This is a genomic window from Longibacter salinarum (assembly GCF_002554795.1).
Classification (GTDB): Bacteria; Bacteroidota; Rhodothermia; order Rhodothermales; family Salinibacteraceae; genus Longibacter; species Longibacter salinarum.
Genome location: NZ_PDEQ01000011.1, coordinates 59,028 through 75,004, shown reverse-complemented (window position 1 = coordinate 75,004; position 15,977 = coordinate 59,028). Strand labels below are relative to the sequence as shown.

Here is a 15,977-nt window from a genome sequence, read left to right as displayed (position 1 = left end):
AAGTCGAAGGGCGGATTGCGAAGTGCGAAATGTTGAGATTCATTCGCACTCTCGCTTTTGCACATTTCGAATTTCGAACTTCAAATTTAGCATTCTCAGCATGGTTGTTGTCGTCACGGGCGCGAGTCAGGGAATTGGAAAAGCGATTGCGGAACGATTTGCGGAGGAGGGGACCCGGATCGCTCTGTGGTCGCGGACCGAATCGAAACTCGAGGCTGTTGCCGAGACCTGCCGGTCGCAGGGCGCGGAAGCGATGGTGTGTCCATGCGACGTGACGGACGATGAGGCGGTCGAGGAAGCCGCGCGCACCGTCATGGATGAATGGGGCGCGCCCGACGTACTCGTGAACAACGCCGGCGCCTTTACGCCGGCACCGATCGACGACACCACCTCGGATGCGTTCCGCGCGCAGGTCGACGTGAACCTGAACGCGCCCTATGTCGTGACCAAGCAATTTCTGGCTCCGATGCGAAAGGCCGGGCAGGGACACCTCTTCTTCATGGGCTCGATCGCATCGATCACGGCCTATCCCGGGAGCGTCGCCTACTGCGCGGCCAAGCACGGACTCCTCGGCCTCGCCCGCGTCGTGCGGGAGGAGACGAAGGACGACGGCCTGCGCGTCACGACGGTGATGCCCGGGGCCACACGCACGCCGAGCTGGGACGGCACGGAGTTGCCGGACGACCGGTTCATGGCGCCGGAAGATGTCGCCGATGCGGTGTACGACGCCTACCACCTCTCGCCGCGTACGGTCGTGGAAGAAATTCTGCTGCGCCCTCAGGAAGGGGATGTGTGATGTAAGTTCAGGGTTCAGAGTTCACGGTTCAAGGTTCGGCGGGCTGCCGGGTAACCTAAAGGGAATCTCCACCGAGACAGTTTACAAAAACAGCGTCGCACGGCCGTGCGACGCTTGATCCCTTTAATAACAGAAGCAGGGCCGAGCATCGAAGTGAACCAGAAACGACGGGTCTGGATGGTCCCGAGATGTTACCCGCGTTGCCGGAACCCGCAGAAGCTGTTTGACGGGCACCCTTGTGCCAAGCCCCCCAACAGTCGGTCTTCGCGCCACTTGTAACACGAAGCCTGATCATATCAGACGCCGTATCTATTACGGCATTGCGAAAGAGGAACCGTCAGGCCGACGATCAACATGAACGGCTGCGTTTACGTTTTCGCACCCCATCCGCCAAACAGGTTATCAGAGTTCGGCTCTCCCGCGCCCCCGTTCTCCCAGCCCCCCTCTCTCCCTGTCTCCCTTTCTCCCGCTCGTACCTGTCTGGTGCGGAATAGGTGTGCTCGTCGGGCGTAGTCTGCGTTTTTCGTCGTTCCCGGTTGGCAACCGATTTCCTCGACTCCGGCCGATGTCGTGAGCGCTGCCGCACACGGTCTGTGCGGATCCGCACACCGACCATTTTCGAGACCGGCCTTCAGAGTGCGAGAACGGCAGTATCCGGTGGCGACTCGACGTGGTACACGCGTTGTAGTCTGGTTACATCCACTACAACAGCGTAGTCTGGTTACATCCAGAACGACAATGTAGTGTGGTGATTTCCAGACCGACAACGTAAACGTCGACGCTCCAGGCCGCCCATGTACACGTTTATCTCCTACCTGCTGAGTCTTCTCGCTATCGTCTTCGGGACCATCGTGTCAGAGGTCGCGCCTGTTGCGACGCTCGCGGTGACGACGGCCTCGTCGGCGATCCATGCCATTGCCGACCCCATGCCGCCGGAGCCACCGCAGCCCGAGGCGCTCGAAGACATCGCCGCAGGCGAGAGCATGCCCGGCTTGTCGTTCGGTATTGTCGATGAAGCGGAGGCAAGCCGCCTCGTGTACGTCGAGGGTGATGTCGGCGTAGCGATCCGCGGGCGAACGGTGTCGCTCCACGTGGATGGCCGACCGGTAGATGGGAGCCACGTCGTCCGAAAGGGAGGAGGCTGGCAAATCTTCAACAACGGCACACTGCGGGCCGAGGTCGCTGTGCGCGAGACGGTTGATGAACTGACCGTCGACTGGATCTGGGCGCCAGCGCCCTACTACGCGGTGACGTTCCCGTCCATCGGACTGCGCGTCGCGGGGGCAGACCTGAACGGAATCGGCTCTGCAACAACTACCGTCCCTCATCTGCAGATTGCAAGTGTCGTTTCCGGCTCATCGGCCGACGCGGCAGGTTTGAAGGCCGGGATGTATGTCGCTGCCGTCGGGGACGTGCGTCGGGCCAGTCCACTCGACCTCCGTGCCGCACTGCGGGAGACGCCCTCCGGAGGAGCGATCGATCTGCACGTACAAACACATCTAGACGGTCCGGAGCGAACAATCTCGCTTGCTCCGAAGAGCGGTGGGTCCGCGTAACGCCGTCATCATCCGACGTCCGCGCTCAGGTTTCTTCGAAGTCAATCCGTACCCATGAAACTGGGATCTCTACACGTCCTTTTTCGCCAGCTTCGTCGCCGTCCGGTGTACACGGGGATCAACCTCGTCGGGCTGACGGTCGCGCTCGCCACGTGCCTACTGATCGGGCTCTACACGGCCGAGGAGTTGCGGTACGACGCCTTCCACGCAAACAGCGATCGCATCAAAGTTCTCGGAATCGATAGCGACTTCTTCGGTCGCGTGACGGCGACGTCCTATCCGATGGGGGAGACGCTTCGCGAGAACTCCCCGCGCGTCGAAGAGGTCGTTCGTATTCGGGAGGAGACGATGCCGCTGAAGCGAGCCGGGGAAAAGGGGACCAACCCCGTAAACGTTCTCCAGGCCGAACCGTCCTTTGCTCAAGTGTTTTCGTTTTCGGTCGTGAGCGGCGACCTCGAACGTGCTTTGACCGAGCCGGGGAGCATCGCTCTCAGTGCGTCTATGGCCGAGCGATTGTTTGGGGAAGAAAAGGCTCTCGGGACAGCCGTCTACCTTTCGGCCGCGGACAACGCTGATCCGCATACGGTGCGTGCCGTGGTCGACGATACCCCCGAAACGTCATCGATTCAGTTCGACGCCCTCCGCCCCATTCCGGAGAAGGGAGCGCAAAAAGATGGCTGGGGGGCTCTGATGTATCAAACCTTCCTTTTGCTCGATCGTCCGGAGCCGACGGAATCATTTCTACGTCACGCGTCGGAGATCTTAAGTGAGGGCGAGCGAAGTTGGGAGTACACAGCCGTGGACCTGTCTTCGTTTTACCTTTCCGGTCTCTATCAAGCCGACGGCTTCCGAGGTCAGTGGAAATACCTGTACATCTTCGGTGTAGCCTCGCTGCTCGTGCTTCTGCTCGCGGGGATCAACTACGTCAATCTGGCAACCCTTCAGGCCCAACGCCGGGCGCGAGAAATTGCCGTACACAAGACGCTCGGAGCGAGCCAGAGTACGCTGGCGCGGCGCTTCCTCGGCGAGTCGGTGCTTCTCGCGGTCGGGGCCTCGGTTCTCGCGCTGGCACTGGCGGCTGCGGTGCTGCCGGCCTTCAATCAGGTTATGTCGACGGACCTGTCGATCCGCGCGCACTGGCTTTCCATTGCTGGATTCATGCTCAGTTTCGGCGTCGTAGTGGGGTTGGCCGCCGGTGTGTATCCCGGCGTCGCCATGGCGCGCTTTCGCCCGGCCGCCGTATTCCGTCGACACAGCCGAACGACGACGCACGGTGGTGGCTGGCTGCACCGGGGGCTCATCACGCTGCAGTTTGCTATTTCCGTCATCTTGATCGCGAGCACGGCCGTCATTTACACGCAGCTCGATTACGTTCAGACCAAGAACCTCGGCTTCAACGGCGAACAGGTCGCGGTGGTGTCGCTCCCAGAAGACGCGTGGAAGAGCCGGGATGTCGTGCGCGATCGCATTTCGGAGCATCCCTCGGTGGAGCGAATGACGCTCGCCGTGGGGCTTCCCGGGGCGTTTCGTATGAGATTTGGACATGAACCGTCCGAGTTTTCCGCTCAGCACAACCGATCGGAAGATGTGGAGTCGGTGACGTTCATGTTCGGCATCGTGGACGCGCAGTACATCCCGACGCTCGGAATGGATGTGATCGCCGGGCGGGCCTTCGACGCAGAGCGCCGTTCCGACCGTACGCAGACGGTCATGTTGAATGAGCGCGGAGCGAAAGAGATGGGGTGGACGCCCGAAGAGGCGATCGGAAAACCGTTTTCGATCGATGATCGGTCGAACACGGTCGTCGGCGTCGTGCGCGACTTTCACCAATCGTCGTTGCATGAGCCTATCGAGCCGATCGTTCTCATGATGCACACACCGAAGTGGAGTCGCGGAGACGGCGATCTGGCCGTCCAGTTGGCCTCCAGCGACATCCCAGGCGGCGTTGAGCACATTCGCACGGCGCTTGCCGATATCGCCCCCTTTTCAGAAATCGAGGTCACCTTTCTCGACGATAAATTCGATGCGATGTACCGATCGGAGCAGCGGCTGAGCTGGCTCTTTTCCGCGTTCGCTCTGATCGCCATCGTGATTGCGTGTCTCGGCCTTTACGGTCTGGCCGCCCACGCCGTGCAGCAGCGAACGAAGGAGATCGGCATTCGCAAAGCCCTCGGGGCGTCCCTTTCCAACATTATCGGCCTCGTGACGCGCGAGTACGCCGTTCTGGTGGGCGTCGCGCTGGTCCTCGGCACGCCGATCGCCTACCTCTTGATGCAGCGATGGCTCGAGGAGTTCGCGTACCGCGCAACGATCGGCGCGGCCCCCTTCACCGTGACGGCCTTGCTCGCTCTCACCGTCGGTGCGCTGGCCCTCGGCGGACAGGCGATTCGGGCAGCCCGCCTGGATCCCGCCACGACGCTTCGGGACGAATGACACGCGGACCCATCCCATCGACCTCCGCGTCTCAACCGACTTTCAGTAGCTAACACGTATCCATGAAGTTCAGCGTCCTCCACGTTCTGTTGCGCCAACTGCGTCGCCGTCCGGTCTACACGGGAATCAATCTCGTTGGGCTGACGGTCGCTCTTGCCACGTGTTTGCTGATCGGGCTCTACACGGCCGAGGAGTTGCGGTACGACGCGTTCCACGAAAACAGCGATCGGATCAAAGTCCTCGGGGTCGAAAACGATCTCCTCGGGCGGATGCCTTCAATGTCGTATCCGATGGGAGAGATGCTTCGCGAGAAGTTGCCGCGTGTGGAGGAGGTCGTTCGTATTCGCGATCAGTCGCGTCCGATGAAGCGGCCGGGCGAGAAGGCGACGGCACCGGTCCAGGTCGTACAGGCTGAACCGTCGTTCGCAGAGGTGTTCTCGTTTCCCGTTGTGAGCGGTGATCTGAAACGGGCCTTAACGGAGCCCAAGAGTATCGCATTAACCACAGCAATGGCTGATCGGTTGTTCGGAGAGGAGAAGGTGATCGGTGCGTCCGTGCACCTTGGGGATGCGGATGAGTCCGGTCCATTTACGGTGCGTGCTGTGGTCGACAATGTCCCCCGTGCGTCCTCAATCCAGTTCGATGCTCTTCGACCCATTCCTGAGAAAGGGTCGATGAAGGAAAGATGGGGGGCTTTGGCGTACAAAACGTTTGTCCTTCTTCAGCGTCCTGAGTCGGCGGAGTCCTTTCTCCCTCATGCAATAGATGTATTGCAAGAAAGAAAAGGAAGATGGACGTACATAGCAGTCGACCTATCGTCGTATTACCTTTCCGATCTCTTTGAGGCGGACGGCTTTCGGGGGCAGTGGAGATACCTTTATATCTTCAGTGTGGCTTCGCTTCTCATGCTTTTCCTCGCGGGGATCAACTACGTCAACCTGGCAACCCTTCAGGCCCAGCGCCGAGCGCGAGAAATTGCCGTACACAAGACGCTCGGCGCGAGCCGGGGAACGCTGGCGAGGCGCTTCCTCGGCGAATCGGTGCTTCTGGCCCTCGGGGCGTCGTTGCTTGCTTTGGCACTCGCGACCGTGGTGCTGCCGGCCTTCAATCAGGTTATGTCGACGGACCTGTCGATCCGCGCGCACTGGCTTTCCATTGCTGGATTCATGCTCAGTTTCGGCGTCGTAGTGGGGTTGGCCGCCGGTGTGTATCCGGGTGTCGCCATGGCGCGCTTTCGCCCGGCCGCCGTATTCCGTCGACACAGCCAAACAACGTCGCACGGTGGTGGCTGGCTCCATCGGGGCCTCATCACACTGCAGTTCGCGGTCTCCGTCATCTTGATTGCGAGCACGGCCGTCATTTACACGCAACTCGACTACGTGCAGACCAAGAACCTCGGCTTCAACGGCGAACAGGTTGCCGTCGTGTCGCTTCCGGAGAATGCCTGGAAGAGTCGCGACGTCGTACGAGAACGTGTTGCACAGTATGAGTCCGTCGAGCACGTGACGCTCGCCTCGGGCGTCCCCGGAAGCTCTATGTTTGGTTTTAGCTTCGAGCCATCCGATCTCTCATCTCAGAACAACCGGTCAGAAGATGTTGGGCAGACCTTGTTCAAGATTGGAGTTGTGGATGCTTACTACATCCAGACGCTCGGAATGGAGGTGATCGCCGGGCGGGCCTTCGACGCAGAGCGCCGTTCGGATCGGACGCAGACGGTCATGTTGAATGAGCGCAGCGTGAAAGAGATGGGCTGGACTCCGTCAGAGGCGGTTGGAAAACCGTTCTCTCTCAGTGACCGGTCATTGAAAGTCATCGGGGTCGTTCGAGACTTCCACCAATCGTCGCTGCAAGAGCCGATTAAGCCGTTCATTCTCATGATGCATACGCCGTGGGGGAACGTCGTAAACGGTGATCTGGCGGTCCGCCTCGCATCCGACGACATTCCGGGCAGCGTTGAGCACATTCGCACGGCGCTTGCCGATATCGCCCCCTCTTCAGAAATCGAGGTCACCTTTCTCGACGAGAAGTTTGATGCGATGTACCGGTCGGAGCAGCGGCTGAGCTGGCTCTTTTCCGCGTTCGCTCTGATCGCCATCGTGATCGCGTGTCTGGGTCTCTACGGTCTGGCCGCTCACGCCGTGCAGCAGCGCACGAAGGAGATCGGCATTCGAAAGGCCCTCGGCGCGTCCCTTTCGAACGTCATCGGCCTCATGACGCGCGAGTACGCTGTTCTGGTGGGTGTTGCCCTGGTCGTGGGCACGCCGATCGCCTACCTCCTGATGCAGCGATGGCTCGAGGAGTTCGCGTACCGCGCATCGATTGGCGCGGCCCCCTTCACCGTGACGGCCCTTCTCGCTCTCAGCGTCGGTGCGCTGGCCCTTGGCGGACAGGCGATTCGGGCGGCCCGCCTGGATCCGGCCACGACGCTCCGTGACGAATGACACGCCGGCCCCGCGGTCGGCCTGGTGCTGAGCGCACATCCATCCATTTATTGAAGAACCATTTATTGCCCATGATCAAGCTCCAGAACATCACCAAGTCGTACCGCAACGGCTTCAAGCGAGCCTTCGTGCTCCGGCGCGTTTCCCTCGAGATCAATGAGGGCGAGTTCGTCACGATCATGGGGCCGTCCGGTGCAGGCAAGTCGACGCTTCTGCACATCATGGGTCTGCTCGACGAACCGTCTGACGGAGACTATCTCTTCCGCGGCGAGTCGACCGCGTCGATGTCGAACAAGCAGCGAACGGAGCTCCACCGAACACAGATCGGGTTCGTCTTCCAGGCCTACCACCTCATCGACGATCTGACGGTCTACGAGAATCTTGAGACGCCGCTCCTCTACAAGGGACTGGGCCGCTCGGAGCGCAAGAGCAAGGTGGCGGAGATGCTCGACCGGTTCTCCCTCGTCGCCAAGCAGAAGCTCTTTCCGAACCAGCTCTCGGGCGGTCAGCAGCAGCTCGTCGGCGTGGCTCGCGCGCTGATTATCGAGCCGCGGGTCATTCTCGCAGACGAGCCCACGGGCAACCTGCAGTCACAGCAGGGCGAGGATATCATGCAGACCCTACGCGACCTGAACGAGAACGATGGGGTCACGATCGTGCAGGTGACGCACTCGGAGAAGCAAGCCCGATACGGCGATCGGATTGTCCGCCTGGTCGATGGTGCCGTGGATGAAGACCTACGCCTCAATGCGGAAACGGCCGCTGCGTAACGGTCCAGTTGACCCAGACGCACGTCGCCTTCGCCAAAAACCGTACATGTAACCCGCTTTTCAATACCATGTGGTTCAGTTATCTAAAGACGGCCTGGCGCTCGATTCGGAGTCATGCGCTCTTTTCCTCGATCAACATTTTTGGGCTGGCTGCGGGTCTCTCGGTCTGCCTGTTGGTGATGGCATTGATCTGGGATCAGGTGCAGTACGACCGGTTTCATCCGGAGCGCGACCGCATCGTGCGCGTGCTGTCGCAAGAGGTGCGTGCGGAGGGCGGCACGAGCTCGCTAAGGGCTGCTGCGCCGGCGCCGCTCGCGGAGGCCATGGACGAACAGATCCCGGCTGTGGAGCAAACCACGCGGATCGGGCAGATCCGAACGCTGGCCTTCACCGGCGAGAACGGGGTCACCACGAACGGGCTCTACGCCGAGCCGTCCTTCTTCGACGTATTTGGTTTCGAAATGAAGGAAGGGGGCGACCCGCGTAAAGTATTGCAGCAGCCGGGCCAGATTTTGTTAAAGGAAGAGCTTGCCGAGAAGCTGTTTGGCGGGGCGTCGGCGATCGGACAACACGTCACGCTCGAAAACCACTCTACGTTCACGGTGGCCGGTATCGTAGCGGAGCCCCCGGGGGAGACGCATCTCACGTTCGACATGCTGGCCTCGTTTGCGACATTGCGCGACCTGGAGCGGGGCTCGCAGGCAGAGGATTGGAGAAATACGTGGACGTTTGCCGTCTACGCCCGGATCGATGATGCCGCGTCGTTGGCGGGGATAGAATCGCTGCTATCGGAAATCTCGGACCAGCGCTACGACGGGCGCGAGGTGCGCATCGACTTCTTCGTTCAAAAGCTGGGCGACATCGCGCTGGGGCCGCAGCTTTCGAACGAGATTGCCAGCTACAGCCTGTCTGGCACCATCGTGTACATACTGGCCGGTCTGGCTCTGCTCGTGATGCTGGCGGCGGGATTCAACTACGTCAGCCTTTCGGTGGCGCGGGCGATGAGCAGGTCGCAAGAAATCGGTGTACGCAAGACCACCGGCGCGAGGCGCGGGCAGATCGTGACGCAGCTGCTGGCAGAGGCGGTGATGATTGCCATTCTTGCGCTGGGGCTTGGCTACGTGTTGCTGGCCTGGCTACTGCCGGCGTTCAACCACCTCGGTCCCATGCAGATGATGGGCATCGAGGTGTCGCGGTCAACCCTGCTGGATCCGACGCTCATAGCCATCTTCGCCGGGTTTACTGTGATAACCGGGCTGGTGGCCGGCTTGTATCCAGCACTCCGTCTGTCACGTGTGCAGCCGGCTGAGATTCTGTCGTCGTCACCTGGGAACAGCATGGGATCCTCGTCGCGGCTGCGGACGGGGCTTGCGGGTGTTCAGTTCGCGTTGGCCATCGTGTTTGTGAGTGTCGCCGCGCTGCTGGCCTGGCAGGTCGACTACATGACGGCCAAGGATTACGGCTTTAAAACGGCAGATCGCCTCGTCGTTGACATCGACGGGCGGTCCATCGAAACACTCCGCTCCGAACTGGCGCAGGCCTCCGCTGTCGAGGCGGTCACGCTGACATCCGCGTACCCGGTTTCCGGATCGCTCACCGGGGCGGACCTGAAGCACGGTGACGCGGTGCCGCTGGACAGCTACGTGTACGCTATTGACGCGGCATTTACGGAGGTGCTGGGCATCGAGGTCGCCGCAGGCCGGTCCTTCTCGCGGGAGCAGGATCCGGACTCCAGCTCCGCGATTCTGATCAATGAAGTCGCGGCGTCGCGGCTGGGCTTCACGAACCCGGCAGAGGCCGTCGGCGCCATGGTGAGTTTTGCCGACGCCCGCCGCGAGGTGGCCGGCGTGGTGGAAGACTACCACTTCGACTTCATGACCGACCCGATTGAGCCGATTGTGCTGTACACCGGCCCGTCGCGCTTCCGGCAGGCCATCGTAAAAGCGCGCCCGGGGAGAATGGAGGAGGCGGCGTCGCAGGTGGAGGCAATCTGGACGGATCTGAAGCCGCTGCATGCGTCGACGGTGACCCCGCTGGCGGAGCTCGTCTACGACAATCCGATGCACCGGGCGATGCGCGATGCGTCATCGATCGTCGGGCTGGTGTCGCTCTTTGCGATGCTGATTAGCAGTCTGGGGCTGTTTGGAACGGCGGTGCACATGGTTGAGCGCCGGCGTAAGGAGGTGGGCGTCCGCAAGGCGCTGGGCGCGACGCGGGCAATGCTCGTCTGGCTGCTGACGCGCCGCTACGTCTTGCTGCTCGCCGGGACGAGCGCCGTGGCGCTGCCGGTGGCCTGGTACCTGAATCGGACGTGGATGCAGACCTTTGCGTATCATGTGCCGGTGAGTCCATGGCTCCTGGGCGGCTGCGCGCTGGGACTCGGCGCCGTCGCGCTGGCTATTGTCGCGACGCAGACCGTCCGTGCCTCCTCTACCGACCCCGCTGCGGTGCTTCGGACCGAGTAGCAGGAGCAGGAAGGCGACCGGTTGACTTCTCAACGCCGATATCGTCATGGAAAACATCTCGATTCCCGTACCCATGCCTGCCGAGGGGGAAACCGTGGATGTTGACGTGACGGTCGGCGGACGTAAGCGCTCTCGGTACCGCGTCGAGACGATTCGATTTGATCCCGGAGCGAACGGGGACGACCGCGTCGAGCAGCTTCGAATGTTCATCGGCAACTACGACCGCATCTGGACGCTGGTGCAGGTCGGCGCGCAGGCAGGTGACACCGTGCCGATCACGTTTCGGCGGCGAGAATCGGTGCAGGACGAATGAACGACGGCTTCTCCCCCGACCAATCCAACGATTCCCATGCTCAGAAACTACTTCAAAACAGCACTGCGAGCCCTTCGACGACACGCCGGGTACACGCTACTGAACACCGTCGGCATTGCCGTGGGCATGGCCGCGTGCCTGCTGATTGGCCTGTACGTCCAAAGTGAGTGGACATACGACAGCTTCCACGACGCATCCGATCGGATCTACCGGGTCTGGGTCGACGAGACGTATGAGGACAGACAGTTCACCAACACGATCACACCCCTACCGCTCGGGCCGACGCTCGAGGCCCGGTATCCGGAGGTGGAGAAAGCCGTTCGCATCTTCGTGCGCGAAGATGTCGTTCAGCGCGACGACACCGGCTTCCGGGAGCAAATCCACGCGGTGGATCGAGGCTTCTTCGATGTTTTTGACTTTCCATTTTTGAAGGGCGACCCGGCAACGGCGCTCGATTCGCCAGATGGTGTGGTTCTGACGGACAGGGTCGCGAAAACCTATTTCGGCGATGCGGATCCGCTTGGGCGGACCCTGCAAATACGGGGTGGCGACGGTTTCGAGACGTTCACAGTGACCGGCATAGCGGCCGAACCTCCCGTCGAGTCGAGCATCCAGTTCAACATCCTGACGCCACTTCGGGACGCAAACTTCGGAGAGCGATCCCGCACGGCCTGGTTTCGAGTGTTCGTGGAAACCTATGTGCTCCTCCGGGACAATGCCGATCCGGACGCCCTCCGCGCCAAGCTACCGGAGATGGTCGTGGACGCGATTGGCCCCGAGGAGGCCGCTGCAAGTCAGTACACCGTCGGTCTGCAGCCGATCACAAGCATCCACCTCGATACGTCGCTGCCCGCCGGTCTGGAGCCAACCAGTCGGCCGCTCTACTCGATTGTTCTGGCCGCCCTCGGGTTGCTCATTCTTGGCATTGCGTGCATCAACTTTGTGACGCTTGCCGTCGGGCGGTCGGCGGAGCGGGCACGCGAGGTCGGCGTGCGCAAGGTGGTCGGGGCCGACCGTCGGCAGCTGATGCAGCAGTTCTGGGGCGAGGCGTTTCTCGTCACCGGTGCCGCCCTTGCACTCAGTCTTGGCCTGGCGTGGGTGGGCCTCCCTGTGTTCGAGACCCTCGCCGGGCGAGATCTGGCGTTCGATCTTAGCGGCTCCATCCTGCTGCTCATGGCTGGACTCATGATTCTCGTTGGTGGCGTCGCGGGCGGGTACCCCGCCGCCGTACTCTCGGGCCTGCATCCAACCGATGTATTGAAAGGGCGTCTCCCCATCCGGCCTCGAAGCCGACTTCAACGCGTGCTCGTCGGGACGCAGTTCGTCTGTTCCACCGTTCTACTTGTGACCCTCTTCGTGATGAACCAGCAGATCGGGTACGTGGAGTCGGCTCCGCTCGGGTATCAGACCGAGCAGATCGTGACGATCCCGACGACCGGATCCTTCGACGAGGGGATGGCGACGCTGGATCGTATGCGCGGGGAGTTGAGCGGTGTCCCGGGCATCGTCGATGTCGCGGCCTCCTCCTACACGCCGGGACAGCCCTGGATCACGGCTGAACTCGAGGACGACCGCGGCGGGTTTTACACGTATCGGGCTAATCTCGTCTCGTACGATTACATCGAGACGATGGGGATCGACATCACGGAGGGCCGCAGTTTCAACCGAGACATGCCGTCCGACACGAGCCGGGGCATTGTGGTCAACGAAGCGCTCGTCGATGCGATGGGGTGGACGGACGCCGTGGGACGCCGTCTGCCGGGGATGAGTGATCACGAAATCGTGGGCGTCACCGATAACTTTCACTATGCATCGTTGCACGAAACGGTCGAGCCTGTCGTGCTCACGGCGAACCCGGATCTGATTTTCCGAAGTGCGGTCAACATCGGCGTACCCGGCAGTACCGCGCCCAAGATTGCCGTGCGCATCGCCTCGGGAAACGTACAACGTGCCATGACCGCGATCGAAGAGGCGTGGGAGACCACTTCCGCCGGTCAGCCCTTTGCTTACACATTTCTGGATGACGCGGTGGATCAGCAATACCGACAAGAGCGCCGATTCGCTAAGATCGTGGGCTGGACGACCGCTCTCGCCGTCGGGATTGCTATGTTCGGGCTCTTTGCTCTCGTCGTCCTGATCACACAGCATCGTCGCAGAGAGATCGGCATCCGTCGCGTGCTCGGGGCGTCCGCTACCTCCATCGTCGGTCTTCTGTCGAGCGAGTTCGTGAAGGTCGTGGCGGTGGCGTTCGTGGTGGCTACCCCAATTGCCTACCTGCTCGTCCGACGCTGGCTTCAGGATTTCGCATACCACGTGGATTTGAGTGCGCTGCCGTTCGTCCTCGCGGCCGGCCTCATCCTTCTCCTGACGCTGGCGACCGTCGGAGCGCAGGCGGTTCGAAGTGCCCATCGCGATCCGGTGGCCGTCCTTCGGCGGGAGTGATAAGGTGTGGAGGTTTGGAAGTGTGGACGTATTGACGTATGAAGGTGTGAAGGTATGAAAGTATGAAGGTGTAGACATGGGGAGGAGTCATGATGCCTTAACGTTCCAACGTCTAAACGTCCCAACGCGATAACGAAAACCCCTCGGAGTTATGCTGAACAATTATCTGAAGACCGCGGCCCGTTCCATCCGACGCAACGCCGGATACGCAGCTATCAACGTTATCGGCCTGGCGGTCGGGATCGCCGTGTGCCTCTTGATCGCGGTGTTTGTTCGCTATGAGCTGAGCTACGACGATTTCCACGAAAACAGTGAGCGGACATACCGCATCGTGAGCGACTGGGGCGACTTCAGTGTGCCGGCGACGAGTTGGCCGCTTGTGAAAGCGTTCGAAACGGACTACCCGGACGTGCAGGTCGTTCGCATCGACCCGGTCACGGCCATCCTCGATCATGATGAGCAGCGGTTTACGCGTGAGCGCATCTTTGTGGCGAATTCTGCCTTCCTCGATGTGTTTTCGTTCGATCTGCTTCGTGGGGACCGGGCGTCCGCGCTTGAGCGGCCCGAGACCGCGCTCGTCACACCGGCGGCGGCGAAGCGATTCTTTGGCACGGCGGAGGCGATCGGGCAAACGCTCCGCGTGAACGGCGAGGAGGAAGTCGAGGTAGTCGGGATCGTGGAGGCCGCGCCCGCTGCCTCTCACTTTCACTACGACGTGCTGGTATCCTGGTCGACCCTGGACGCGTGGATGAACTACAGCGAGGTGCGGGCCGATGCCTGGGGCGCAAACGGGATTTACACGTATCTCCAGTTGCCGGACGGGATGAGTCGATCGGCGTTGGAATCGGAGTTGCCCGACCTGATCGAACGTCATGCCGGTGCCGACTGGAACGGTTCAACGCTGTCGCTCCAGCCTCTGACGGCGATCCATCTGCACTCCAACCACAACATGGAGATCGAGGCAAATGGCTCCATTGCCGTTCTCTACGTGTTCGGCGTGATCGGCCTGTTCGTACTTCTACTCGCCTGCGTCAACTTTATGAACCTGGCGACGGCGCGGGCCACGGAGCGAGCCGCCGAGGTCGGCGTGCGGAAGACGATCGGTGCATATCGCGGGCAGCTGATCGGACAGTTTTTCGCGGAGTCGATGTTGCTGGCGTTCGTTGCATTGGTGATTGCGCTTGCTGTTGCAGCAGCCGTGACCCCGCTGGTTAGCAAGGCCATTGGGCTCCCGCTGACCACGGGGATGTTGCTAGCTCCGGGCGCGCTGGCACTCCTGCTGGTCATTACGATGGCAGCGGGGCTTCTGGCGGGGAGTTATCCAGCCCTGTATCTGTCGCGCTTTCAGCCGGCGACGGCGCTGCGGGGATCGACGGAGCCAACGGGAGCGGCGCACCGACTGCGGCAAGGACTGGTCGTGTTTCAGTTCGCCGTGTCTACCATCCTCATCATCGGGACGACAGCGGCCTACCTGCAACTTGATCATCTTCGAACCGCCTCCCCCGGATTCAATGCAGAGCAGGTCGTCACCGTGCCGATGCAGAGCGACGACGCGATGTCAGCCTATGCGTCCTTCCGCGACCAAGCGCTTCGATCCCCACACATTCTGGGCGTGTCCGTTGGCTCGGTCGATTTTCCGAGCGAGCTTCTCGACGGGAACGGATACGGCTTTGCGGGCACTGGTGTGCCAGACGATTCGCTTCTCGGCATCCGAACGATCAGTGTCGGACACGATTTCTTCGAAACGCTCGGCGTGCCCGTTGTGGCGGGACGAACCTTTTCGCGCGAACGGGCAGCGGACTCGACGGCGTACGTAGTGAACCGGACGGCGTTGCGTCTCATGCAGCGGCAAGCCCCCGATGTATTGTCGGCGGAGGAGGCCGTCGGGCGAACAATTCGGGCCTGGGGTGACTGGCCGTTCTCGCCGGCCCCCCTCATCGGCGTTGTGGACGACGTGCATTTCGCCACGCTACGCGAACAGGTGGAACCGATGATTTTCTACATCGAGCCCGACGACTACAGCACGCTGTACGTTCGGGTCGATGCGGCTCAGACCGAGGCCGCGCTGGCGGACCTCCGAGGGACGTGGGAGAATGTCCATGCTGCGTGGCCCTTCGAGTACGCCTTCGCGGATCAGCGCTTTGCCAGCTCATATCGGGCAGAACAACGACTCGGTATTCTGTTCGCGCTCTTCAGCGCGCTCGCCATCCTGATCGCGTGTCTGGGGCTCTTCGGTCTGGCAGCCTTCACGGCGCGTCAACGAACGAAAGAGATCGGCATTCGAAAAGCGCTCGGCGCAACGGCTGCGCAGGTGGTCGGGCTGCTGACGAAAGAGTTCGTTCGGCTTGTGGCGCTGGCCGTTGTCGTGGCGATGCCCGTCGCGTACGTTCTAATGTCTCGGTGGCTCGACACCTTCGCATCACACATTTCCCTCGGCGCAAGCGTTTTCCTCATCGCCGGACTCGGCGCCATGGTTACGGCTGTTGTCACGGTGAGCGTTCAGGCATTCCGGGCCGCTCGGCTTGACCCGACGAAGGCACTCCGAACAGACTGAGGAGACGTGCCCGTGCGCGTTTTAGCACAGAACCTGTGCGACATCGCCCACATGCTCGGTTCGGATGCCAAAAGAACCGCGATTCCAGCGGGCGCTACGGGGGTTCGTAGCGCGGCACGTGCATTGAAATAAAAAAGGGCGGACGTAGGCGAGAAAAGTGAGATTGGCTGTAACCTTCAACGCGCCTTCATACGTCTTAGAAATTGA

The 15,977-nt window shown here is 61.4% G+C and carries 9 protein-coding genes; all 9 read left to right on the top strand.

What is annotated here, in order from left to right; genetic code table 11:
* Positions 1-100 precede the first annotated feature (100 nt).
* The 9 genes from CRI94_RS16605 (at position 101) to CRI94_RS16565 (ending at position 15,770) form a co-directional block, all read left to right on the top strand.
* A complete protein-coding gene (locus CRI94_RS16605; RefSeq protein WP_098078792.1) occupies positions 101-796 on the top strand; it encodes an SDR family oxidoreductase in 696 nt (231 codons plus the stop codon).
* A gap of 794 nt (positions 797-1,590) precedes the next feature.
* Complete coding sequence (locus tag CRI94_RS16600) at positions 1,591-2,352, top strand: PDZ domain-containing protein (RefSeq protein WP_098078789.1); 762 nt, start codon at positions 1,591-1,593, stop codon at positions 2,350-2,352.
* A gap of 54 nt (positions 2,353-2,406) precedes the next feature.
* Positions 2,407-4,785, top strand: coding sequence for an ABC transporter permease (locus tag CRI94_RS16595; RefSeq protein ID WP_098078785.1), 2,379 nt, complete (start codon positions 2,407-2,409; stop codon positions 4,783-4,785).
* Between the two features lie 62 nt (positions 4,786-4,847).
* Positions 4,848-7,226, top strand: a complete 2,379-nt coding sequence (locus tag CRI94_RS16590; protein ID WP_098078781.1) for an ABC transporter permease — start codon at positions 4,848-4,850, stop codon at positions 7,224-7,226.
* 71 nt (positions 7,227-7,297) lie between these two features.
* Positions 7,298-7,996 (top strand): ABC transporter ATP-binding protein, encoded by a 699-nt coding sequence (locus tag CRI94_RS16585; protein ID WP_098078777.1) that lies wholly within the window; start codon positions 7,298-7,300, stop codon positions 7,994-7,996.
* 68 nt (positions 7,997-8,064) lie between these two features.
* Complete coding sequence (locus tag CRI94_RS16580; RefSeq protein ID WP_098078773.1) at positions 8,065-10,461, top strand: ABC transporter permease; 2,397 nt, start codon at positions 8,065-8,067, stop codon at positions 10,459-10,461.
* 46 nt (positions 10,462-10,507) lie between these two features.
* On the top strand, positions 10,508-10,774 hold the full coding sequence (locus CRI94_RS16575; protein WP_098078767.1) for a hypothetical protein: 267 nt from the start codon (positions 10,508-10,510) through the stop codon (positions 10,772-10,774).
* Positions 10,775-10,810: 36 nt separating this feature from the next.
* Positions 10,811-13,216 carry an ABC transporter permease gene (locus CRI94_RS16570; protein ID WP_098078763.1) on the top strand — a complete coding sequence of 802 codons (2,406 nt, stop codon included), beginning with the start codon at positions 10,811-10,813 and terminating at the stop codon, positions 13,214-13,216.
* A 151-nt stretch (positions 13,217-13,367) separates the two neighbouring features.
* Positions 13,368-15,770, top strand: coding sequence for an ABC transporter permease (locus tag CRI94_RS16565; protein WP_098078757.1), 2,403 nt, complete (start codon positions 13,368-13,370; stop codon positions 15,768-15,770).
* Positions 15,771-15,977 lie beyond the last annotated feature (207 nt).